At 71.0% G+C, this 19,825-nt stretch carries 20 protein-coding genes; 6 read left to right on the top strand and 14 right to left on the bottom strand.

Annotated elements, in window-relative coordinates; translation table 11 throughout:
• The first annotated feature begins 64 nt into the window (after window positions 1-64).
• The 3 genes from ACZ6TI_RS23315 (at window position 65) to ACZ6TI_RS23305 (ending at window position 4,237) form a co-directional block, all read left to right on the top strand.
• The gene (locus ACZ6TI_RS23315; RefSeq protein WP_465347232.1) at window positions 65-1,069 is read left to right on the top strand and encodes a polysaccharide deacetylase family protein; all 1,005 of its coding nucleotides are present in this window, start codon (window positions 65-67) and stop codon (window positions 1,067-1,069) included.
• Window positions 1,070-1,295: 226 nt separating this feature from the next.
• On the top strand, window positions 1,296-2,732 hold the full coding sequence (gene rox / locus ACZ6TI_RS23310) for a rifampin monooxygenase (protein WP_465347231.1): 1,437 nt from the start codon (window positions 1,296-1,298) through the stop codon (window positions 2,730-2,732).
• A gap of 80 nt (window positions 2,733-2,812) precedes the next feature.
• Window positions 2,813-4,237, top strand: a complete 1,425-nt coding sequence (locus ACZ6TI_RS23305; protein ID WP_465347230.1) for a COG1470 family protein — start codon at window positions 2,813-2,815, stop codon at window positions 4,235-4,237.
• Here ACZ6TI_RS23305 and ACZ6TI_RS23300 read toward each other — a convergent pair.
• The 14 genes from ACZ6TI_RS23300 to ACZ6TI_RS23235 are packed head-to-tail and all read right to left on the bottom strand — an operon-like array spanning window position 4,221 to window position 15,904.
• Window positions 4,221-4,760, bottom strand: coding sequence for a hypothetical protein (locus ACZ6TI_RS23300; RefSeq protein ID WP_465347229.1), 540 nt, complete (start codon window positions 4,758-4,760; stop codon window positions 4,221-4,223). The two genes, ACZ6TI_RS23305 and ACZ6TI_RS23300, sit on opposite strands and share 17 nt — an antisense overlap.
• Entirely contained in the window at window positions 4,753-5,292 is a 540-nt protein-coding gene (locus ACZ6TI_RS23295) for a phage tail protein (protein WP_465347228.1), read from the bottom strand. The genes ACZ6TI_RS23300 and ACZ6TI_RS23295 overlap by 8 nt, the downstream gene beginning before the upstream one ends.
• Window positions 5,289-7,247, bottom strand: coding sequence for a putative baseplate assembly protein (locus tag ACZ6TI_RS23290; RefSeq protein ID WP_465347227.1), 1,959 nt, complete (start codon window positions 7,245-7,247; stop codon window positions 5,289-5,291). The genes ACZ6TI_RS23295 and ACZ6TI_RS23290 overlap by 4 nt, the downstream gene beginning before the upstream one ends.
• Entirely contained in the window at window positions 7,244-7,651 is a 408-nt protein-coding gene (locus ACZ6TI_RS23285) for a GPW/gp25 family protein (protein WP_465347226.1), read from the bottom strand. Before ACZ6TI_RS23285 ends, ACZ6TI_RS23290 begins: the two co-directional genes overlap by 4 nt.
• 5 nt (window positions 7,652-7,656) lie before the next feature.
• Window positions 7,657-8,055 (bottom strand): PAAR domain-containing protein, encoded by a 399-nt coding sequence (locus ACZ6TI_RS23280; protein WP_465347225.1) that lies wholly within the window; start codon window positions 8,053-8,055, stop codon window positions 7,657-7,659.
• Complete coding sequence (locus ACZ6TI_RS23275; RefSeq protein WP_465347224.1) at window positions 8,055-9,722, bottom strand: VgrG-related protein; 1,668 nt, start codon at window positions 9,720-9,722, stop codon at window positions 8,055-8,057. The genes ACZ6TI_RS23280 and ACZ6TI_RS23275 overlap by 1 nt, the downstream gene beginning before the upstream one ends.
• On the bottom strand, window positions 9,715-10,392 hold the full coding sequence (locus ACZ6TI_RS23270; RefSeq protein WP_465347223.1) for a CIS tube protein: 678 nt from the start codon (window positions 10,390-10,392) through the stop codon (window positions 9,715-9,717). The genes ACZ6TI_RS23275 and ACZ6TI_RS23270 overlap by 8 nt, the downstream gene beginning before the upstream one ends.
• Window positions 10,392-12,443: a hypothetical protein gene (locus ACZ6TI_RS23265; RefSeq protein ID WP_465347222.1), complete on the bottom strand. Its 2,052-nt coding sequence runs from the start codon at window positions 12,441-12,443 to the stop codon at window positions 10,392-10,394. Before ACZ6TI_RS23265 ends, ACZ6TI_RS23270 begins: the two co-directional genes overlap by 1 nt.
• A 16-nt stretch (window positions 12,444-12,459) precedes the next feature.
• Window positions 12,460-12,918 carry a phage tail protein gene (locus ACZ6TI_RS23260; protein ID WP_465347221.1) on the bottom strand — a complete coding sequence of 153 codons (459 nt, stop codon included), beginning with the start codon at window positions 12,916-12,918 and terminating at the stop codon, window positions 12,460-12,462.
• Complete coding sequence (locus ACZ6TI_RS23255) at window positions 12,911-13,183, bottom strand: DUF6760 family protein (protein ID WP_465347452.1); 273 nt, start codon at window positions 13,181-13,183, stop codon at window positions 12,911-12,913. Before ACZ6TI_RS23255 ends, ACZ6TI_RS23260 begins: the two co-directional genes overlap by 8 nt.
• Window positions 13,078-13,434 (bottom strand): hypothetical protein, encoded by a 357-nt coding sequence (locus ACZ6TI_RS23250; RefSeq protein WP_465347220.1) that lies wholly within the window; start codon window positions 13,432-13,434, stop codon window positions 13,078-13,080. The genes ACZ6TI_RS23255 and ACZ6TI_RS23250 overlap by 106 nt, the downstream gene beginning before the upstream one ends.
• On the bottom strand, window positions 13,431-13,862 hold the full coding sequence (locus tag ACZ6TI_RS23245) for a phage tail protein (protein ID WP_465347219.1): 432 nt from the start codon (window positions 13,860-13,862) through the stop codon (window positions 13,431-13,433). Before ACZ6TI_RS23245 ends, ACZ6TI_RS23250 begins: the two co-directional genes overlap by 4 nt.
• Before the next feature lie 56 nt (window positions 13,863-13,918).
• Entirely contained in the window at window positions 13,919-15,556 is a 1,638-nt protein-coding gene (locus ACZ6TI_RS23240) for a phage tail sheath family protein (RefSeq protein WP_465347218.1), read from the bottom strand.
• Window positions 15,557-15,574: 18 nt separating this feature from the next.
• Window positions 15,575-15,904 carry a helix-turn-helix domain-containing protein gene (locus tag ACZ6TI_RS23235; protein WP_465347217.1) on the bottom strand — a complete coding sequence of 110 codons (330 nt, stop codon included), beginning with the start codon at window positions 15,902-15,904 and terminating at the stop codon, window positions 15,575-15,577.
• Between the two features lie 166 nt (window positions 15,905-16,070).
• Between ACZ6TI_RS23235 and ACZ6TI_RS23230 the strand changes: the two genes are divergently transcribed.
• The 3 genes from ACZ6TI_RS23230 to ACZ6TI_RS23220 are packed head-to-tail and all read left to right on the top strand — an operon-like array spanning window position 16,071 to window position 19,782.
• On the top strand, window positions 16,071-17,204 hold the full coding sequence (locus ACZ6TI_RS23230) for a glycosyltransferase family 39 protein (protein ID WP_465347216.1): 1,134 nt from the start codon (window positions 16,071-16,073) through the stop codon (window positions 17,202-17,204).
• Window positions 17,201-18,787, top strand: a complete 1,587-nt coding sequence (locus ACZ6TI_RS23225) for a glycosyltransferase family 2 protein (protein WP_465347215.1) — start codon at window positions 17,201-17,203, stop codon at window positions 18,785-18,787. The genes ACZ6TI_RS23230 and ACZ6TI_RS23225 overlap by 4 nt, the downstream gene beginning before the upstream one ends.
• The gene (locus ACZ6TI_RS23220; RefSeq protein WP_465347214.1) at window positions 18,784-19,782 is read left to right on the top strand and encodes a glycoside hydrolase family 26 protein; all 999 of its coding nucleotides are present in this window, start codon (window positions 18,784-18,786) and stop codon (window positions 19,780-19,782) included. The genes ACZ6TI_RS23225 and ACZ6TI_RS23220 overlap by 4 nt, the downstream gene beginning before the upstream one ends.
• Window positions 19,783-19,825: the final 43 nt, after the last annotated feature.

The raw sequence follows: 19,825 nt of genomic DNA, 5'->3' as shown, positions 1-19,825 counted from the left end.
ACCCAGCGGCACTTCCCGCGGGCAGGCCCGAAACTTCCGCCCCCACGACAAGGAGTTTCGTCTCATGTCCAGACCCGTCCTTCGTGGCGCGTTCGTGCTCGGCGCAGTCGGACTGCTGGCCGGCGCCGGGCTCGCCGTGCTCGGCACCACGGCCGGCGCCGCCTCCAATGTGGTCACCGCCAGCTGCCAGAACGGTTATGTCGGACTGACCTACGACGACGGCCCGAACCCGAGCAACACCAACACACTGCTGACCGCCCTGCGCAACAACAACCTCCGCGCGACGCTCTTCAACACCGGCCAGAACGCGGCCGGCAATCCCTCACTGGTGGCCGCCGAGGCCGCCGCCAACATGTGGATCGCCAACCACAGCTACACCCACCCGCACATGCTGACGCTCAGCTCTGCGCAGATGTCCTCGGAGCTCTCCCGGACGCAGTCCGCGATTCAGAACGCCGGCGGCGGCACGCCGAAGTTGTTCCGCCCGCCCTATGGCGAGACCAATTCGACCCTGCAATCGGCGGCGTCGGCGCTCGGTCTGCGGACCGTCATCTGGGATGTGGACTCGCAGGACTGGAACGGCGCCAGCACCTCCCAGATCGTGCAGGCCGCGAGCCGCCTGACCAACGGCCAGTTGATCCTCATGCACGACCAATACGCGACCACGGTCGCCGCCATCCCGCAGATCGCCGCCGGCCTCACCAGCCGCGGCCTGTGCGCCGGCATGATCTCCCCGACGACCGGCCGCGCGGTGGCGCCGGACGGCTCGACCAACCCGCCGCCGACCGACCCGCCGCCGTCCGGGGGCTGCACCGCGACCTACTCGCCCGGGCAGAGCTGGCCGGACCGCTTCAACGGCCAGGTGACGGTCACCGGCTCGACCAACTGGACGGTCACCGTCACGGTGCGCTCCCCGCAGCGGATCATCGCCACCTGGAACGCCTCGGTCAGCTGGGACACCAGCGGCAACGTGATGACCGCCCGCCCCAACGGCAACGGCAACACCTTCGGCTTCACCATCATGCACGGAGGTGATCGAACGGTTCCGGCTCTGACCTGCTCGGCCTGACTTCTTCCGCTACGGCCACAGCACACTCCCGTGGCCACCGCCGGGCCGCGCGCGGCGAGACCTCCGCGCGCGGCCACCGGGCTGTCCATCGGGGGGTGGAAAGGCAAAAGGCAAGGAGCACGCGCTCCCTGCCACTTCTAACGTATATCGGACCCGGGGACTTGCCGCAAGCCCCGGGTCCCGGCGCAGAATCGTCGGCCGTAGCCGGAACCGACGGGGGATTTCCATGTATGACGTGATCATCGCGGGCGGCGGGCCGACCGGATTGATGCTGGCCGCCGAGCTGCGGCTGCACGACGTGCGCGTGGTGGTGCTGGAGCGGGACGCCGCGCCGACCAAGGTGGTCCGCTCGCTCGGCCTGCACGTGCGCAGCATCGAGGTGATGGACCAGCGCGGCCTGCTGGAGCGGTTCCTCGCGCACGGCAAGAAATACGAGCAGGGCGGGTTCTTCGCCGGCCTGGTCAAACAGTGGCCGGCCCGGATGGACACCGCGCACGGCTACGTGCTCGGCATCCCGCAGCCGATCACCGAGCGGCTGCTCGCCGAGCACGCCATCGAGGCCGGCGCCGAGATCCGGCGCGGCGCCGAGGTGGCCGCCCTGAGCCAGGACGACGACGGGGTGACCGCCGAGCTGACCGACGGCACCCGGGTGCGCGGGCGTTATCTGATCGGCTGCGACGGCGGCCGCAGCACCGTCCGCAGACTGCTGGGCATCGGCTTCCCCGGCGAGCCGTCCACCCACGAGACTCTGCTCGGCGTGATGGAGCTGACCGCGACGCCGGACGAGATCCTCGCCGTGAACACCGAGGTGCGCAAGACGCAGGTCCGGTTCGGCGCCGGCCCGGTCGGCGACGGGGACGGGCTCTACCGCGTGGTCGTGCCGGCCGCCGGGGTGAACGAGGAGCGTGGTGTCCCGCCGACCCTCGAGGAGTTCAAGCAGCAGTTGCTGGCGACCGCGGGCACCGACTTCGGGGTGCACTCGCCGCGCTGGCTCTCCCGGTTCGGCGACGCCACCCGGCTCGCCGAGCGCTACCGAGCCGGCCGGGTGCTACTGGCCGGCGACGCCGCGCACGTGCACCCGCCGCTGGGCGGGCAGGGTCTCAACCTCGGCGTGCAGGACGCGTTCAACCTGGGCTGGAAGCTGGCCGCGACGATCGCCGGCTGGGCGCCGGAGGGGCTGCTGGACACGTATCAGGCCGAGCGGCGGCCGGTGGCGGAGGCGGTGCTGGACAACACCCGTGCCCAGTCCCTGCTGATCTCGGTGCAGCCGGGCCCGCAGGCGGTGCGCCGGCTGTTCGCCGAGCTGATGGAGTTCGAGGAGGTCAACCGCTACCTGATCGAGAAGATCACGGCGATCTCGGTCCGCTACGACTTCGGCCCCGGCCACGACCTGCTCGGCCGCCGGTTGCGCGACGTGCCGCTGAAGCACGGCCGCCTCTACGAGCTGATGCGCGGCGGTCGCGGGCTGCTGCTCGATCAGACCGGCCGGCTGTCGGTGGCCGGCTGGGCGGACCGGGTCGACCACGTCACCGACGTCAGCGAGGAGCTGGACGCCCCCGCGGTGCTGCTGCGCCCGGACGGCCACGTCGCCTGGGCCGGCGCCGACCAGCAGGACCTGAGCACCGCATTGCCGCACTGGTTCGGAGCGGCGGCGGGGGCGTAAAGGCTGCACGGAAGGCCATTGTTGCCGGTTGCCCGGGTCTGACAGCATGACCGTGACACTGGGCTTTCCGGAGGCTGCACATGACTTTGCCGCTGCGGGTGACGGTGGCGCCCGAGCGGGCTGACGCCGCGCCCGGTGACGCGCTGACCTTCGACGTGACCGTCCGCAATGCGAGTGACATCGTCGAGCACTACGGCGTGGAGTTCCTCGGGCTGCCGGACGGCGCCCAGGTCCGCACCGAGCCCGACGTCGCCAAGCTGCGGCCGTCCGAGTCCGGCACGCTGACCGTGCGGGTCAGCCTGCCGGTGCAGCCGCCCGCGCCGGCCGGCACCTATGTGCTCGGTGCGCTGGTCCGTTCGAAATACCGGCACGACGTGTCGCGCTGCGTCGAGGTGCCGGTCGAGCTCGCCTCGATCGAGTCGATCGCGGTGAAGGCGACGCCCGAGGTGGTCACCGGCGGGCGCGCCGGCCGATACACGATCGAGGTGTCCAACGGGGGCAACGCCCCGGTGCGGCTCTATCTGGCCGCCACCGACCCCGAGCGCCGGGTCACCGCCGCGTTCGAGCCGCCGTGGGTCGACCTGCCGCCCGGCACTTCGGCGCAGGCCCTGCTCACCGTGTCGGCGCCGCTGCCGTGGAACCGTGAGAAGCAGCGCCAGATGACCATCACGGCCACCCCGGACCTGCCCGGCGCCACGGCCGGCACCGGCAACGCGTCCTTCGTGCAGAAGCCGCGGTTCGCGTCCAAGTTCGCCAAGGTCGCCGGCATCGCCGCGGGCGTGCTGCTGCTGGCCGCCGCGGTGGCCGTGCCCACGCTGATGGCGCGCAACGCGGCCAAGGACGACGACAAGACCGACGTCGCCGCGACCGCTCCCGTGGTGGTGCCGCCGACCGTGCCGGGCGCCCAGCAGCCGTCGGCGCCGCCCGCGGAGCAGCCGTCCGCGGCGGCGTCCGGGCCGGTGGTGCCGCCCGGCGGTGGCGAGTCCTCGCCGCCCGCCGAGCAGCCGACGGACGAGGCCACCGCCGGGGGCGTGCTGGCGCCCCGCCGGATCGACCTGACCAAGGGCAAGGACGGCGTGCTGGCCAGCGACGCCTTCCGCGACGACGGCTTCCTGACCAGCGGCGACACCGGCTCGATCTCGGTGCCGGGGTGTGAGAACGCGACCGCGACGGCAGTGGTGACCGATGCCGACCAGAAGAAGTTCCTGACGTCGTCCAACCCGGACGACGCGACCAAGTGCCACACCGTGCCGGTGCTGATCACCTTTGTGGCGGGCGCGCCGGCCGGCGGCCTGACCGTGGTGCCGCTGACCAAGGACACGCTGACGATGGAGGTCGGTTATGCCGACCTCTCCCGCACCACCGAGCCGAGCCTGGCCGTCCCGGAGGACAAGGCGAAGGCCCGCGGCGGCATCACCTTCGTCTCGGTGCGCCCCCGCTCGCAGGACGGCGCGGCCACCCCGCCGGTGGCGCTGACCGAGCTGGTGATCACCCCGCTGCGGTGATCGAGTCCCAGAAATAGGTGAGCAGCGCGGTGGCGATCGAGGCCACCGCGAGGATCGCCAGGATGATCAGCAGCACGATGAGCCAGCGGCGGCGTGGCGCCTCGACCGGCGGCGGTCCGAGCCGCACCGCGTTCGGCCGGGCCACCCGCAGCTCACGGCCGCAGCGCTCGCAGCGGATCCGGGTCTGCTCGTTGGGGTAACCGCAGCCCGGGCACCCGATCTCCCGGCCTTGCGGCGGCGGCGCCTGAAAGTTCTGGTTGCCATAGGTGGTCGGCGGATATTGCCGGGTGTCGGTCGGCCGCTGCCGGTCGACCATGCCGGTCTGGTCCACCGGCTCCCCCGGCTTGCGAGGCGCCGCGCGCGGCTGCTCGTCCTTGGTCTCCTGCCGCAGGAACATCAGCGGGTAACCGCAGTTGGGGCAGAGCTGATCGGACTCCGGGCGCACCGGCGAGCCGCAGTCCGGGCACGGCATCTGCCGCACCGAACCGCCGCCCCCGCCGCCGTGTCCGTAACGGTCAGCCATCGGCACCTCCCGGACGGGCCCGGCCCTGCACGGTGGCCTGCGGCTGGAATCGGACGTCGAGCTGCACCTGCGCGCCGAGCGGCAGCTCGCTCTGCAGGAAGCCGAGCACCTGCCGCTCGGTGAGGTGCCCGGTGTGGTCCATCTGCACGACCACCACCGGGTTTTCCGCCGGCACGGTGTCGTTGCGGCCATAGACGCCGCCGACGTCCATCACCGTCACGCGGGAGCCGGTGGCCGCCTCGAGCAATGCCTCGACACCGTAGCGGGTGCCGCGCCAGCCGAGCAGCCGGCCCACCTCGCGGACCATCGAGCGGCGGTATTCGGCTGGGTCGGTCGGCTCCAGCTCGACGCCCAGCCAGGCGCCCAGGAACTGCAGCATCTCGGGGCTGGCCAGGCCGGTGTCCATTTGATATTCGATGCTGTCGATGCGCTCGCGCACGGTGTCGGCCACCTGCTCGAACGCGGTCACGAAGTCCCGCAGCACCGGGTCCTGCGCCATCGCCCGGGGCAGCTGATCGACCAGCCAGCTCATTGCTGGACCACCACCCGGTGCTCATAGGACATGAAGAGCGCCTCGGGCAGCAGCCGCAGCCGCTGCTCGACCTGGTCGAGGGTGCGCTTGCGGCGCAGGTCGGCGGAGAAGAAGTGCACCGCTTCCACGCCCTGCACGCCGAACGACCCGTGCAGCACGCCGTAGACGTCGCCGAGCCGCAGGTCGGTGTCGAACGGCCAGCCCTGGCCGCTCGGGCCGCCGGTGAGCGGGTTCAGGTATTCGTAGAGCGCCCGCTCGGCGCGTTCGCGGACCGTCTCGGTGCGCACGCCCGGACCGGCCCGCACCTCGGAGACCACCTTGACGCCCTGGTAGCGCGGCGGCTCGATGCGGATCCGCATGGTCAGCAGCCGGCGCGGCTCGAGGTAGGCCTTGATCTGCTCCTCGAGCTCCTCCGGGATGGCCAGGTCGTCCAGCGTCAGGTCCTCCGGCGGGATGTCCAGCCGGGGCACCACGAGCAGCCGGGCCGGCTCGCCGGGACTGGCCGGCGGCAGGCACCGGGCGCGGGCCACGTTGGGCGCCGCGTCCAGGGTGAGCCGCTCGACGTCCTCCGCGGTGACCGCGCGCCGGCCGCCGCGCAGCAGCAGCGGGCCACGGATCTTGGCGTTGTCCACCGTCTCGGCGTCCACCCCGCCGACCGACGCGTCGAGGTTGGTCACCGACGCCACGAACGGGATCGACGTGTGCAGCACGGTCAGCCGCTCGGCCGCCACGTTGCCGCGCTTGCCGCCGCCGAAGCGATAGCCGGTCACGTAGATCTGGGCGTCGATCGGCGGGATCGCGCCGTGCTGCCAGACCTGGCCGCCGCGGTCCAGCACCCGCGGACCGAAGCGGATCTCACCGGTGGCGCCGGACCAGGTGTAGACCTTGTCCTGGACGGTGGCGTCGGCCAGGTCGGCCACCTCCATCCACTCCTCCTCCTCGGGCTCGCCGCTGCGTTCATGGCGCGGGAGGACCACCCGGACGGTCTCGTCGTGCCGCCGCGGCAGCACCGGCACCCGCCGCACCTGGAACATCTGGCCGGGGCGGCCGTTGCTGGTGCCGAGCAGCTCGGACGGGGCCGGCTCGGCGTGGTGGGCCGGGATCGCACCACCCAGCGCCACGGCGGAGAGCGACTCGAGTTCGGGCGGGTTCGCGTACTCCGGCTGCCCCTCCACGGCCTTGACCAACCGGCAGCGCAGCCAGTGCGCCCGGCGCGACCCGATGGCCAGCGCCTCGTGCCGGGCGGGGAGCAGCAGCGTCACCTGGCCGGGGCTGTTGAAGCCGGCGCTGGTGTCCTCCAGGATCCGCACCGACTGCCAGGCCTGACCGTCCCACGCCTCCCAGACCCGGGGCGGGCGGCGCGGGTCGACGCCGGCGCCCTCCGGGCCGGTCTGCACCTCGAGCCGGATCAGGTTGCCCGCGGCCGACTCGGCGAATCCGAAGTAGACCGCCTCGTCCGGGCGCAGGTTCGGGAAGAGCCGCACCGACGACGCCTCGCGGCGCAGGTCCTCCCAGTGGTCGGCGTAGCGCTCGCCGGTGTGCGTGACGCAGGCGACCAGCTTGGGCGGGGTGATCTGCAGCTCGGAGTCGGTGAGGAAGACCACCGGCTCCTCGTCCTCGCGGCGCTCGGTGCTGACCTGGGTGCCGGACGGCACCCGCACGGTGTCCTCGCGGGCCGAGGTGAGCGTGAAGAGCAAATCGACCCGGGCCGGCACGGCGGAGAACAGCTCGACGCCGACCAGTTCGAGGAACTTCACATAGAGCCGGTCGGGCACCTGGTTGAGCCGGTAGAGCGTCATCTCGGTCATCCAGGCGAACAGCTCGACCAGAGCCACGCCGGGGTCGGACACGTTGTGGTCGGTCCACTCCGGACACAGCCGGTTGATCCGCCGCTTGGCCTCGTCGACGATGTCCTGGAACCGGCGGTCGTCCAGTTCGGGCGCGGGAAGGCTCACGGCTGGGGCTCCTCGGTGGGAATGGTGTAGAACGGGAACACCAGGTTGCGGACGTCGTTGGTGCTGCGGATGCGGTAGCCGATGGCGATGTGCACGGTGCTGGTCGACTGCTCGGCGGTGGCCAGCACCTGCTGCAGGGTGATCCGCGGCTCCCAGCGCTCGAGGGCCTCGCGGACCATCTGCTCGATCAGGCCCAGCGTGCCGGCGGTGAGCGGAGCGAAGAGCATCTCCCACATGGCGCAGCCGAACTCGGGCCGCATCACCCGCTCCCCCGGCACCGTGGACAGGATCATCCGGATCGAAGCGTCCACCTCGTCCACGCCGCTGACCAGCCGCACCGAGCCGGTCCGGTTGATCGCCGCCGGGAACGCCCAGCCGCTGCCGATGAAGTCCTCTTGCCGCATCCCGCTCACCCGGCCAGCACGTCGGTGGAACCCGCGGTAATCGCACTCACCGGTGCGTCCGTCGGATCGTTGCAGGTCATCACCTGATCGCCGACCCGGGCCAGCCCTTTCCCGTTCACCAGGACGGTGGTCGAGCCGAGCACCACCTTGCCCTGGTTCGTCGGCGGCTTCTGGAACGTGGTCGGCGGCGGCGCGATGTGCGGCGGGACCATCTGCGAGATGCTGTCCTTGGTCGCGGCCGGCAAGCCGTTGATGAACACGTCGGTGGAGAGCGCGGTCATCAGCTTGCCGACATAGGGCAGCGGCGTCGGGGTCGGCACCGGGCCGCCGGGCGACGGCACCAGCAGGATGTGGATGTCGGTGCCCAGGACGGGATCGTTCTGGCGGGCGGCGGGCTGTGGCATCAGTTCAACCTGATCGGCTTGCCGGACGCGGTCAGCGATCCGGAGGCGGTGATCTCGACCTGAGCGCCGGACAAGGCCAGCTTCTGGGTCGCCTTGATCTCGATGTTGGTGGCCGAGAGGACCAGTTTCTGGTCGCCGGTCACCTGCGACTCGGACTTCTCCAGCTTGACCAGGCAGGGCGTGCCGCCCAGGCTCAGCGTGACGAAGGGCTGGTCCTCGTCGTTGAAGAGCAGCCGCGAGTCCTTCCGGCTGACCAGCAGCCGCTCGTTGATCTTGCCACCGGCCACCGCGCCCGGGGACGGCGGCGCGTCGGTGCGGTTCCACAGCCCGCCCAGGATCACCGGCCGGGTGTGGTCGTCCAGTTCGAAGCCGACCAGCACCTCGTCGTCGACCTCGGGCAGCCACTGCAGGCCGCGCTCCTTGCCGCCGCCCGGGGTGGCGATCCGGGACCAGGCGCTCTCGTCGTCGGCGGACAGCGTGGGGAACTTGACGCGCACCCGGCCGAGCTTCTCCGGGTCGTCGTTGTTGGTCACGATGCCGACCACCAGGCCGCTCCAGCCGCGGCGATCGCTGCCGTTGCCACCGCCGCCGCCACTCGCGCCGGTCAGGTCGGCCAGCCCGCCCGGCTCCTTGCCGCCGCAGGTGAACTTGGTCAGATAGGGCCGGCCCGCGCCGTAGGTGTGCTCGACGCCGGTGACCCGCCAGCCGCCGGTCAACCGCGATCCGATGCCCTCGATCTGCACCTTGGAGCCGGCCGCGATCAGCGGGTCGCCGACCGCCTCGGCGCGCAGCACCGCCTCCTCGGCGGACGCGCGCAGCAGCAGCGACGACGCGAGCTCGTCGGCCTCGGACTGGTCGGTCACCGGGAACTGGCCGGCGTTGCGCTTGACCCGGCCGAACGCGCGCTTGGCGGCGTCGGCCATCTCCTGCGCGGCGGGCGCGTCGGTGCCCGGGTCGGTCTCGGTGCCGCTGCCGGTGATCGGCGCCTTGCCGAGCTGGTCCCAGCCGCGGATCTGCACCTCGTCGCAGCGCTCGGCGGCGGAGAACCGCACCGAGAAGCGGGACAGGTTCTGCCCGTAGCGGAGCTTCGGCGGGGCGCCGGCCGAGCGTACGGATTTCTTGAAGAAGAACTTCTTGTCGCTGACCCAGACGTCGAAGCCGATCCGGGACGCGCGGCGGCGCAGGAACGCGTAATCCGTCTCGCCGGCCTGGAGCACGTATTCGTGGGTGGCGCCGGTCGCGTCCACGTCGGCGTCCAGGCCGTACTCGCCGGCGATGCGGCTGGCGATGTCGGCGTCGCTGATCTTCTGGAAGCTGCGCGACTTGGGCTCGCGGGCCAGCCGGTGGGTCAGGTCGAAGCCGGTCAGGACGAGCTCGTGCCGGCCCGCGCCGCCGGGCTCGATGCTGACCGCGGTGATCTCGCCGGAGGTGACCACCACCGGGTCGCCCTCGGCCCGGAACGCGATCTCGACGCGGGTGCCCATGGTGAAGGTGCCCTTGTCGAAGATCTCGAAGTGCGGGTCGTCGAGGTGGATCGCGAAGTAGTCGGGCAGGTGAACGGACTCCTCGACGCGGACCATCGTGACGCGCGGGTAGAGCTCGGGCGGCAGCGGTCGCCCGTCCACCGTGAGCACGACGCCGTCCAGGCGCTTGACCGCCTCAGGCACGGCGGCGCACCGGCAGCTCAGGGATGACCAGCAGCATGCCCGGCTCGAGCGCGAGCGGGTCGACCACGTTGTTCGCCTCGGCGATGAGCCGCCAGCGGGTCGAGTCGGCATAGTGTCTCGCGGCGACCCGGTCGAGCGTCTCGCCGTGCGAGAGGCGGTGCACGGTGTCCAGCGTCGGCGTGTGCGAGGTCGGGTTCTGCAGCGGATACTCGGCCTCGTCCTTCCACTGCTTGAGCTTCAGGTCGGCCTTGGCCCGCAGCGGCATGCCGTCGCTGGCGAAGAAGGTGTACTTGAGCTGCAGGCTCTCCACGATCGCCTTGAACGACGCCAGCTTGCCCCAGTGGAATTCCACCCACGGCGGCCGCGCCTTGTTGCGCTGCTTGTCCGAGCCGGCCAGGCCCGGGTCGACTTTGAGCAGGTCGAGCAGCTTCTTGGTGTGCTCGGTGACATCGGTGCCCTCGTGGGTGGTGTCCAGCGTCATGCTGATCGCCAGCGTGCCCGACTGGCCGCCCTGGAAGCGCAGCTCGGGCGCGTTACCGCCCTTCTTCTCCGAGGCGTTCCAGGTGTTCGACTTGTTGATCGTCAGCTCGGCCGGGTTGAACAGGAAGTCGATCTTGACGTTGTTCTCCGTGCGAAGGAAGGCCTTCGCGGGTGCGCCGGGTGCGGTCATCAGAACACTCCTGCCCATCGGCCGCCGCGCCGCTCGATCTCGCGCAGCAGGCGTTGTTCGACGATCTCGACGACCTTGTCCGGGTCGAGTGCTTGCTGGGCCGCGCCGGCCGCCCCGGAGACCGCGCCGGACACGGCCGAGGTGGCCTGGCCGACGAGCCCGTTGGCGGCGCCGGCGGCCTGGTCCATGAACCCGTCGACCGCGCCGGACGCCTGGCCGACCAGCCCGTTCGCCGCGCCGGCCGCCTGGTCCGCGTAACCCGACACGGTGGACAGCGCGCCGGACGCCGAGTCCATCGCCCCGGACGCCATGCCCTGCGCCTGGTCCAGCATGCCCCCGGCGGCGGCGAGCGGGCTCGCGCCGGCCTCCATCACCGCGGCCCGCGCCGCGCGCGTCGCCATGTCGCCGACCGCGCCGAAGCCCGCGCCCACCGGCAGCTGGTCGACGATCCCGGCGGCGGTCTCCCCCGCGCTGTTCAGCGCCGAGCGGCCCTGCCCGATGAGTCCGTCGGCCATCTGCCGGCCCTGTCCCAGGTAGCCGCTCGCCGCCGAGGTGGCGTCGGCCATCGCGGCGCGCCCCTGGCCGATCAGCCCGGCCGCCGCGTCCTGCCCCTGGCCGACCAGCCCGGAGACCGCCGAACTGCCCTGCCCGATCAGTCCCGAAGCGGCCGACCGGCCCTGCCCGATCAGCCCGTCGGCCATCTGCCGGCCCTGTCCGACCAGGCCGGACGCGGCCTTGCTGCCCTGCCCGACCAGTCCGGAGGCGGCGGACCGGGCGCCGGCCGCGAGGGCCGATCGCTCGTCGTCGTCCAGCAGCGAGGAGAGTCCGCCGCCGAGGAAGAACCGTGGCCGCCGCACCGGATTGCGGGTGTGCGTCAGCTCGTGCGCGAGGACCGCCGAGACGGTCGGTCCGGCGGCCGGCGCGCTGTGCAGGTGCACGACGCTGCCGGTGGTCGCGCCGAGCGCGCCCGCGGCGTTCAATGCGGCGCGGGTGTTCGGGCCGGTGGTGAACAGCGGCGGCCGCGACCGTCCGCTGAGCGCGGCCGCCATCGCGTGCAACCCGGTCGGCAGCGCGCGGGGGGCTTCCAGAGGTCGTGATGCGACCGCGTCTTCCCAGCGCTGCCTCGGGCTTTCGGTCAAAGACTTTCGGGATACGCGTGCCGGAGAGCTCTCGCCCAGCCGGCCGGCCCGGCTGCCGGGTCCGGGCCGCGGCGCCGCCGCCGGGCCGGACCGCACCGCCGGGCTCAGGTGCACCGCCCCGGTCGGGTCAGGCTCGTTGCCGGGCGGCAGCGGGGCCGACCCGAGCACGCGGAGGTGCTCGACCGGGAGCGGGTTGCTCACCGACGGACCGGTGGCGGGTCGCGCGGCCAGGGGCGAGCCGGTGCCGGCTCCGGCGAGCGGCGTCGAACCACCGGCCAGCGGCCCGTCGGCGCTCCTGCTCGCGCCGCTGCTCGCACCTTCGCTCGCGCGGTTGCTCGTGCCGTTGCCCGCGCCTTTGTTTGCGCCTTTGTTCGCGCCTTTGTTCGCGCCTCTGCTCCGGCCGGCCGCGTGGCCGGATCCCGAGCCGCTCGTCGTGAGCCCGCCCAGCGTCGCGACCGGTGTGATCGCGGCGGGCCGGGTGGCCTCGCCGCCCATGAAGCCCGGGCGCATCGGCATCGCGTGGCCCGGGCGGACCTCGGGACCCGATTCCGGCGCGGCGGTCAACGGCCCCGCGCCCGCGCGTCGTCCGGCCTTCACGGATCGGCGCAGGATTCCCGGTGACCGGCCGGCCAGCGCCGGTCGTGCTTGGCGCAGCATCGACGGCCGGGCGACGATCGGGGTCGTGCCGGCCGAGGCCGGCGTGTCGTGCGAGTGTGACGACAACGACGCGCCTGCGCCAGCCGCCGCCGAGCGACGCGCCCGGAAGCCCTGCCACCAGCGCATCACGGTCCACGGCACGCGCACCGGCATGGCGCCGACCACGCCGGCGCCGACCGGTGCCGCAGCACCCGAAGCGCCGTCCGCCGGGGACGGCGAACGGCGACCGATCAGGCGGCGGACGACGCGGCTCAACAGCCGCGGTCGCCCGCTACTTCGACGAGCGGAAGCCACTGTGGCACACCTCCAGCTCCTCGATGGCCAGGTCGCGGGACGACGCGGCCAGCTTGGGCCCGGACCACTTGACCGGCTTGGCACCCATGATCGTCCAGGTGCGCATGGACTCGCCCTTGGCGTTCAGCACGCTGATCTTTCCGTTGCGGGGCTTGACCTTGTTGCCTTCCTTGGTCAAGCCCTCGCCGGAGGCGGACATCAGCCACTCGAAGAGCGCGTCGGTGTCCGTGATGCCACGCTTGAACACCAGGTTCGGCCATTTCATCCGGCCCAGCAGTTTGTGCGTGAACCCGTTCTGCCCGCCCTCGGCGAGCTCTTCCACGTCGATCTGCACGGACAGCCCGGACACCTCGGTGAAGGCGCCGATCGTCGTACCGTCGATCTCGAACTTGAACTTGCCGACGAACGGCGGGTCGACGGTGTGCGCGTCAGCCACCTTGAACTCCTTGCCATGCGCGTTCGTTCAAGCCGCCGACCTCCTGGAGCAGGCGGATGCGGTCCCCGTGCTCCAGGTCGAGCAGCCGGTCGAGGTCCCAGTGCAGGTGATATGCCAGGAAGGCGATCTCCTGCCACAGCTCGTCGTGGGCGTAGTGCCCTAGCCCACCTCCACGGACGTCTGCGGGAAAGGGGTACCGGGCTCCAAGGCGTCGAGAATGCTCGGGTCCTGGAAGTTGACGATCCGGTAGAGATCCTGCAGATATCCGAAGTCGCTGACGAACAGCGATTCGATCGTCTTGGTGGTCACCCGCTGGACGGTGCCCAGCTCGGTGACCACCCGCGACAGCACGATGACGGTCGCGTACGCCTCGTTCTCCTTGACCCGGCCGTCGCGCAGCGGCTCGATCTCGTCGCGCGCGCAGGCCAGGCGCATGATTCCGGTGCGATGCAGCGTCCCGTGCTCGTCCACGAACCCTTTCGGGAGCGTGAACGGAAACTCAGTCTGCAGGCTCATGCCCGGTGCAGACCCTCGTGCGTGATGACCACCTTCTCGGTCGCCACCTCGTTGCTGCCGGCGTCGAGCTCGGCGCCGGTCCACTTGGAGACCCAGCCGCGCTCGAAGTTCCAGCGCGCCACCTCGGTCTTCATCGAGTCCTTGATGACGATGGAGCCGTCCCGGCGGGCCGCGTCGACGTCGCCGTCCTCGACCTGCTTACGCCACTCCCACAGCGCCTTGGACTCGTCGATCCGGCGCTCCAGGGTGATGTCGCTCCACTTCATCGCACCGGGGACCTTCCGGATGATCATCCGGCCGTCCTTGGTGGCTTCCTTGTACTCGATCGTCTCGGTCTCCGACTCGACGCCGGAGCACTTGCGGAAGCTGGCCATCTCCACTCCGCCGATCTCCAGGACGAAGTTGAAGCTAGTCATCAGGTCGGGCATCGCCGCCTCCTAATCTGTTCTCGGTGAAAGTCTGGTGCGCCTCGTCAAGGGGTGGGTCAGTCGGTGGTGTCGCCGCCGCCCTGCCACTGGCTGATCCGGAAGATCACGAACTCGGCGGGCTTCACCGGTGCGATGCCGATCTCGACGATGAGCTTGCCCTCGTCCACCGACGCCGGCGGGTTGTTGCTGGCGTCGCAGAGCACGTAGAAGGCCTGCTCAGGGGTCGCGCCGACGAGCGCGCCCTGGGTCCAGAGTCCACGCAGGAACGACGTGATGTTGCGCTTGACGCGCTGCCACAGGTCGAAGTCGTTGGGCTCGAACACCGCCCACTGGGTGCCGCGCTGGATCGACTCCTCGACGAAGTTGAACAACCGCCGCACGTTGATGTAGCGCCAGCTCGGATCCGTCTTGGCGAGCGTGCGCGCGCCCCAGATCTTGGTGCCGTAACTGCCGAACGAGCGGATGCAGTTGACCCCCTCAGGATTGAGAAGGTCCTGCTCACCGTTGGTGACGTCGGTCTCGAGACGGATGATGCCGCGGACCGCCTCGTTGGCCGGCGCCTTCCACACACCGCGGGCGCCGTCGGTGCGCGCCCACACCCCGGCCACATGGCCGGCCGTCGGTACGGTCAGATAAAGCTCACCGTTCGTCGCGCCCGGGCGGGCCAACGGGTTGGGCACCACGACGTTCGGGTAATAAAGCGCGCCGAACGCCGAGTCGCGGGCGAGGCGCGAGCGCCACTCCAGCGCACGGGTCGCGTTCAGCCCCGGCGGAAGGTCCAGAATGGCCATCTTGTTGTGGCTGGCCTCGCAGAAGTCGATCAGCTGCTTCTGCGCGCCGAGGAACATCTCCTCGTCGATCGAGCCGTCGTCCTTGGTGGCGACGGTGACCAGGTCGGGGATCGCCACCATGGTGACGTTCTCCGCGATCGCGAGGCCCTGATAACCCGTGCGGTCCGCCTCGCTGCCGATCAGGTCCTGCGGCGACACCTCGACGCCGGAGACCGGCGGCGACTGCAACGTGTAGCGGCCGGCCATCGGGGTGCGCTCGGCGAGCGAGGCGCCCTGCAGCGGCTGGATCTCGATGCGCAGGAACTTGGACCGCTCGTTCACGGCGCGCTCGACGGTGCGGGCGCTGCGGCCGCTGAACTGGATGCCGCCCAGCTCCTCACGCAGCTGGCCGCCCTCAAAGACGCGCAGCGTGTAGTCGCCGGTGCCGTTCGGCGCGGCGGTTCCGTCCGAGCCCTCCTCGGCGGGCGGGGCGGCGGGCGGCGGGACGACCTCGACCTCGAGGTTGGACCCGGGGTTGCGGGCGGACAGCTGCATGCTCGGGTTCTGCGGATTGTCGGCGGCCGGCAGCACCAGCGTCGGGTTCCCGCCGTTGCCGTCCGATCCGTTGGCGCCCGGAATGCGGCAGATGTAGGCGGCGCTGCCGCCGTTCTCGAAGAAGCCGCGCACCGCGTGCGGGAGCATGGCGCCGCGGACGAATCCGCCGTACACACGCTCGAACTGCGGCCAGCTCGTGACGAGCTGTGGCTTCACTCCGTCAGGGTCGGTCGGGTCGCCCTGTTCGGCGTCATAGCGTTCGGTGAAGCCGACGAACGCCGCCACGGCGGTACCCACCCCCTCGATGGGCATGGAGCCGCTCGGCTGCTCCTCGATGTAGACGCCCGGGGCTCCGTACGACGCGGCCATGGGTGACACCCTTCGTTGTCAGGCCTGCACCGCGCTGGTCAGCAGCGCGGGGTCAAGATCCGTTTCGTAGAACTCTCCGTAGTGCAGCGGCGGGAAGACCCGCACCGTCGGCCGGACCGACGAACAGGCGACCACCTTGACCGCGGGGAAACGGTGCACGATGACGTGCACCAGGTCGGTGGTCGCGCGCTTGTCGAGATCGAGCACGATCACATCGGGCAGGGCCTCCAGCACGCGGGCGAGCACATCGCTGCCCGCGTCCATCAATTCGATGCCGTCCTGCCGGAGGATGTCCTCGAGTCCGAGTCGATGCAGCGCGCTGAAATCGCCCATCAGGACTCTCGTCACCGCACGCACCCCCTCAGGCCGTCGCCGCCGGTGCTGAGCGTGCCTCGCGTATGTGCGTTGAGTGAAGGTGCGGCGGTGCAGCCGAAGGTGCACCACGTCACTCAGGGGTTGCCGGGTGGGGCGACACCCGTCGATTCTGGACCCCGGGGGAGGAGGCAGCGCTGTGATGACCACGCCGACCGGACACGACGATCCGGCCGAGACTGTCATCCTCGTGCCGCAACAGCGCGGCAAAGGGTCGGACATGCCGACGGTGCAGATGGCGATCCCGCACGGCCACGCCGCCGACCTGTGGGAGAAGCCGGCCCCGCCGGAGCCTCTCGACGCCCCGTGGCTGCGGCAGGTGGCGTGGATCGCGCCGACCCTGCTCACCCTGGTGCTCGGCGGCACCGGAGCGTGGATCGGCACCGCGACCTGGGCGCCCGACCCGGCGACGCCGTGGGCCACCGAGGCGCTGCGGTGGTACCAGGACCTGGCCGGTGACTCGGCGCTGGCACTGCGTGCGCCGTCCGTGATCGCGATGGCCCTGGCGACCGCCTTCGCGGCGGCATCCGGCGAGCGGGTCGGCGGGCTGCGGGTCGCGGTCGTCGGCGGCTTCCTCTTCGCCGCGCTGCCGACCACCAGCGCCTGGGCCCGGCAGCCCGGACCGGTGCCGATATCCATCATGCTCGCCGCGTTCGCCACGTTCCTGCTGCTGGTCATGCTGCGCAAGCCGCGGATCACCGCGGCGGTGGCCTATGCGATCGTCATCGGGCTGCTCGGCGCCACCGGCGGCATCGCGGCGTTCCTGCTGCTCGGGGCGCACGCGGTCGGGCTGACGGCGGACGCGCGCGATCGGCGTACCCCTCTGACCTGGGGTTTGGCGGCCCTCGTCGGAGCCGGCGCCGCGACGCTTCCCCTGCTCATCGGGCACGCGGACGCGCTGGCCGGCGGCATCAAGCTGGCCATGTCCGCCACCTGGTTGCCGCTCGACCTGTTCGGCGGGGCGATGCTCGCGGGCGCGGTGCTGGCGCTGGCCTTCATGGGCGTCTCGCTGCGCGGCAAGGCCGCCGTGGTGACCCTGTGGGCGCTGCTGCCGGCCATCGCGCTGGCCTCGGCCGCGATCTTCCTGCCGGTCTGGTCCTCGCAGCCGCTGCTGATCACGGTGCCGGCCTGGTGCGTGGCGGCCGCGGTGGCGCTGCGCCGGTTCACGCTGGCCCGCGGGGTGAGTGTGATGCTGGCGATCGCGCTGCTGGGCGTGCCGGTGCAGACCGAGCTGCGCAAGGCGGACCCGGGAGCGTCGTGGGTGGTTCGTCCGTGACGGTGCTCGACTGGTTCTCCGAGACCGGCACGAAGACCGGAGTGCGGGCGTCCGCCCGGGTGCCCGAGCACGTGCCGCACGGCATCCCGGCGCCGCCCTCGGAGAACGAGAAGCTGCTCTATGACAAGCGCCGCCTCTGGGTGCTGCAGCTCGGCTCGGCGGTCAGCTTCGGCACGCTGGTGGTCAGCCAGATCTTCTTCATCTCGCTGTCCCGGTGGCTGCTGCTGCTCGCGCCGCTGCTGATCTTCAGCGTGCTCTATTACCTGATCTCGCTGCTGGTCAACCTGGGCACGCCGGGCTTCGACATGCGCCGGCACCACCGGCTGGTGCGGGACAACCAGACGTTCCCGTCGGTGGACGTGTTCCTGCCGGTGTGCGGCGAGCCGTTCGAGGTGCTGGCCAACACCTGGCGCTACGTGGCCCGGATGAAGCGGCACTACCCCGGGCACGTGGACGTCTACGTGCTGGACGACTCCCCCACCGCCACGCTGTCCCGGGCGGCGCTGCGGCACGGCTTCGTCTACCAGCGGCGGCTCAACCGCGGGTGGTACAAGAAGGCCGGCAACCTGCGATACGCGTACAAGCGCACGTCCGGCGAGTACATCCTGGTGCTGGACGCCGACTTCGCCCCGCGCCACGACATGCTCAACGAGCTGGTGCCCTACCTGGTGTCCGACCCCGGGCTGGGCATCGTGCAGTCGCCGCAGTTCTTCCGGCGCGAGGAGGGCCAGGGCTGGCTGCAGCGCGGCGCCGGAGCCGTGCAGGAGCTCTTCTACCGCCTGGTGCAGGTGTCCCGTCAGGCGCATCACGCGGCGATCTGCGTGGGCAGCTGCGCGCTCTACCGCCGGTCGGCGCTGGACGCGATCGGCGGCTCCACCCTGATCGAGCACTCCGAGGACGTGCACACCGGCTTCGACATGCGGCGCAAGGGCTGGGACCTGCGGTACGTGCCGGTGCCGCTGGCGGCCGGCCTGTGCCCGGACAACGTGCGCGCCTTCTTCACCCAGCAGTACCGCTGGTGCACCGGGTCGATGAGCCTGCTCGCCTCGACCAAGTTCTGGAACACCAGGATGTCGGTGCGCGGCCGGCTGAGTTATCTGTCCGGCTTCTGCTACTACCTGCACACCGCGGTCTTCGCGGTGGCCGCGCCGATCGTGCCGGTGCTGATGCTCACCGTCTTCCCCGAGCAGGTCACCGCCCGCAACTACCTGCTGATCGTGCCCAGCCTGATCTACAACTTCCTGATCTTCCCGGGCTGGCACCGCACGAAGTACCGGTTCGAGACCTGGTCCACGAAACTGCTCTACGGCTGGGCGCACGCCTGGGCGATCTGGGACATCCTGCTGCAGCGCCGGATGGGCTGGCAGGCGACCGGCAGCAAGGTCAAGGGCAACCGCACCGGCCGGCTGCGGGCCGGCGTGGCCATCTGGAGCACCGGCACCAGCCTGGCCTGGGTGGTGCTGGCCGCCCGGCACATGCTGCTCACCGACCTGTACGCTTTCGCCCCGGCATTCCTGGCCGGCGCGTTCTACCTGACCGTGGCCCTCCAGGCGGCACTCGTGGATCCGGCGGAGGACCTGTGAAGACTCGGCAGCTCGTGCTCAGCATGATGCTGGCGGCGACGTCGTTCCTGGGTTACGCGGTGGCCGACGACAACATGCCGGTCACGGTGGCGGCCGGGCGCGACGCGCTGAGCCGCGAGGTGGTCGCGGTGATCGAGCGGCCGCAGACCTACGACGTGACGCCGCTGCTCACCCCGAAGCAGAAGTATTTCGGCGTGGCGATCGACGGCGCCCCGCGCAAGATGACCGGCGTCCGGGGCTTCGAGAAGACGGTCGAGGCGAAGCCCAACATGATCACGGTGTTCGCCGAGTTCGGGGACCCGTTCGCCAACCGCGAGGTGCAGAACTCGTACGCGTACGGCGCGCTGCCCGTGCTGCGCTGGGAGCCGTTCGACCAGAAGCTCTCCGACATCGCGGCCGGCAAATACGACAAGTACGCGCGCAAGTACGCCCAGTCGGTGCGCAAGCTCAACCTGCCGGTGGCGATCACCTTCGCGCACGAGATGAACGGTTTCTGGTACCCGTGGGGCACCCAGGCCAACACGGCGGCGGACTTCATCGCCGCCTGGAAGCGCCTCTACAACATCTTCGAGCAGGCCGGCGCCACCAACGTGATCTGGACCTGGACGCCGAACGTGATCAGCGGCGCCCCCAAGATCAAACTGGACACGCTCTACCCGGGCGACGCCTACGTGGACTGGGTCGGCATGGACGGCTATTTGACCAGGTACGGCCCGCAGAACTTCGACCAGCTCTTCGCGCCGACCATCGCCGAGGTCCGCACGCTCACCCGCAAGCCGCTGCTGATCATCGAGACCGGCGTCGAGCCCGGCCCGAACCGGATCGTCGGGCTCAAGGACCTGCTCTATTCGACCGCCGAGTCCAAGGACCTGATCGGCCTGGTCTATTTCAACCAGCCCGGCCGCGTGCCGTGGCAGATCGACACCGATCCGGAGGCCGCCGGGGTGTGGGGCCGGCACGCCAAGAAGCTGAAGTACGGCTTCCGGGTGAAGTAGCTCATCGACCTTCGTTGGGTTTTCCGCGGCGGGACGGCTCAGG

The sequence above is a fragment of the Actinoplanes sp. NPDC051388 genome (assembly GCF_055586225.1).
Note: the sequence above shows the minus strand (reverse complement) of the source record. Positions and strands in the feature narration are given on the sequence as shown.

Bases quoted from the DNA above. Each gene is read 5' to 3' on its own strand.
- ACZ6TI_RS23245 (WP_465347219.1), bottom strand. From the start codon at position 13,862: ATGCCCGACCTGATGACTAGCTTCAACTTCGTCCTGGAGATCGGCGGA.
- ACZ6TI_RS23285 (WP_465347226.1), bottom strand. From the start codon at position 7,651: ATGCGGCAAGAGGACTTCATCGGCAGCGGCTGGGCGTTCCCGGCGGCG.
- ACZ6TI_RS23250 (WP_465347220.1), bottom strand. From the start codon at position 13,434: ATGAGCCTGCAGACTGAGTTTCCGTTCACGCTCCCGAAAGGGTTCGTG.
- rox (WP_465347231.1), top strand. From the start codon at position 1,296: ATGTATGACGTGATCATCGCGGGCGGCGGGCCGACCGGATTGATGCTG.
- ACZ6TI_RS23280 (WP_465347225.1), bottom strand. From the start codon at position 8,055: ATGCCACAGCCCGCCGCCCGCCAGAACGATCCCGTCCTGGGCACCGAC.
- ACZ6TI_RS23270 (WP_465347223.1), bottom strand. From the start codon at position 10,392: ATGACCGCACCCGGCGCACCCGCGAAGGCCTTCCTTCGCACGGAGAAC.
- ACZ6TI_RS23300 (WP_465347229.1), bottom strand. From the start codon at position 4,760: ATGGCTGACCGTTACGGACACGGCGGCGGGGGCGGCGGTTCGGTGCGG.
- ACZ6TI_RS23295 (WP_465347228.1), bottom strand. From the start codon at position 5,292: ATGAGCTGGCTGGTCGATCAGCTGCCCCGGGCGATGGCGCAGGACCCG.
- ACZ6TI_RS23315 (WP_465347232.1), top strand. From the start codon at position 65: ATGTCCAGACCCGTCCTTCGTGGCGCGTTCGTGCTCGGCGCAGTCGGA.
- ACZ6TI_RS23240 (WP_465347218.1), bottom strand. From the start codon at position 15,556: ATGGCCGCGTCGTACGGAGCCCCGGGCGTCTACATCGAGGAGCAGCCG.
- ACZ6TI_RS23230 (WP_465347216.1), top strand. From the start codon at position 16,071: ATGACCACGCCGACCGGACACGACGATCCGGCCGAGACTGTCATCCTC.
- ACZ6TI_RS23305 (WP_465347230.1), top strand. From the start codon at position 2,813: ATGACTTTGCCGCTGCGGGTGACGGTGGCGCCCGAGCGGGCTGACGCC.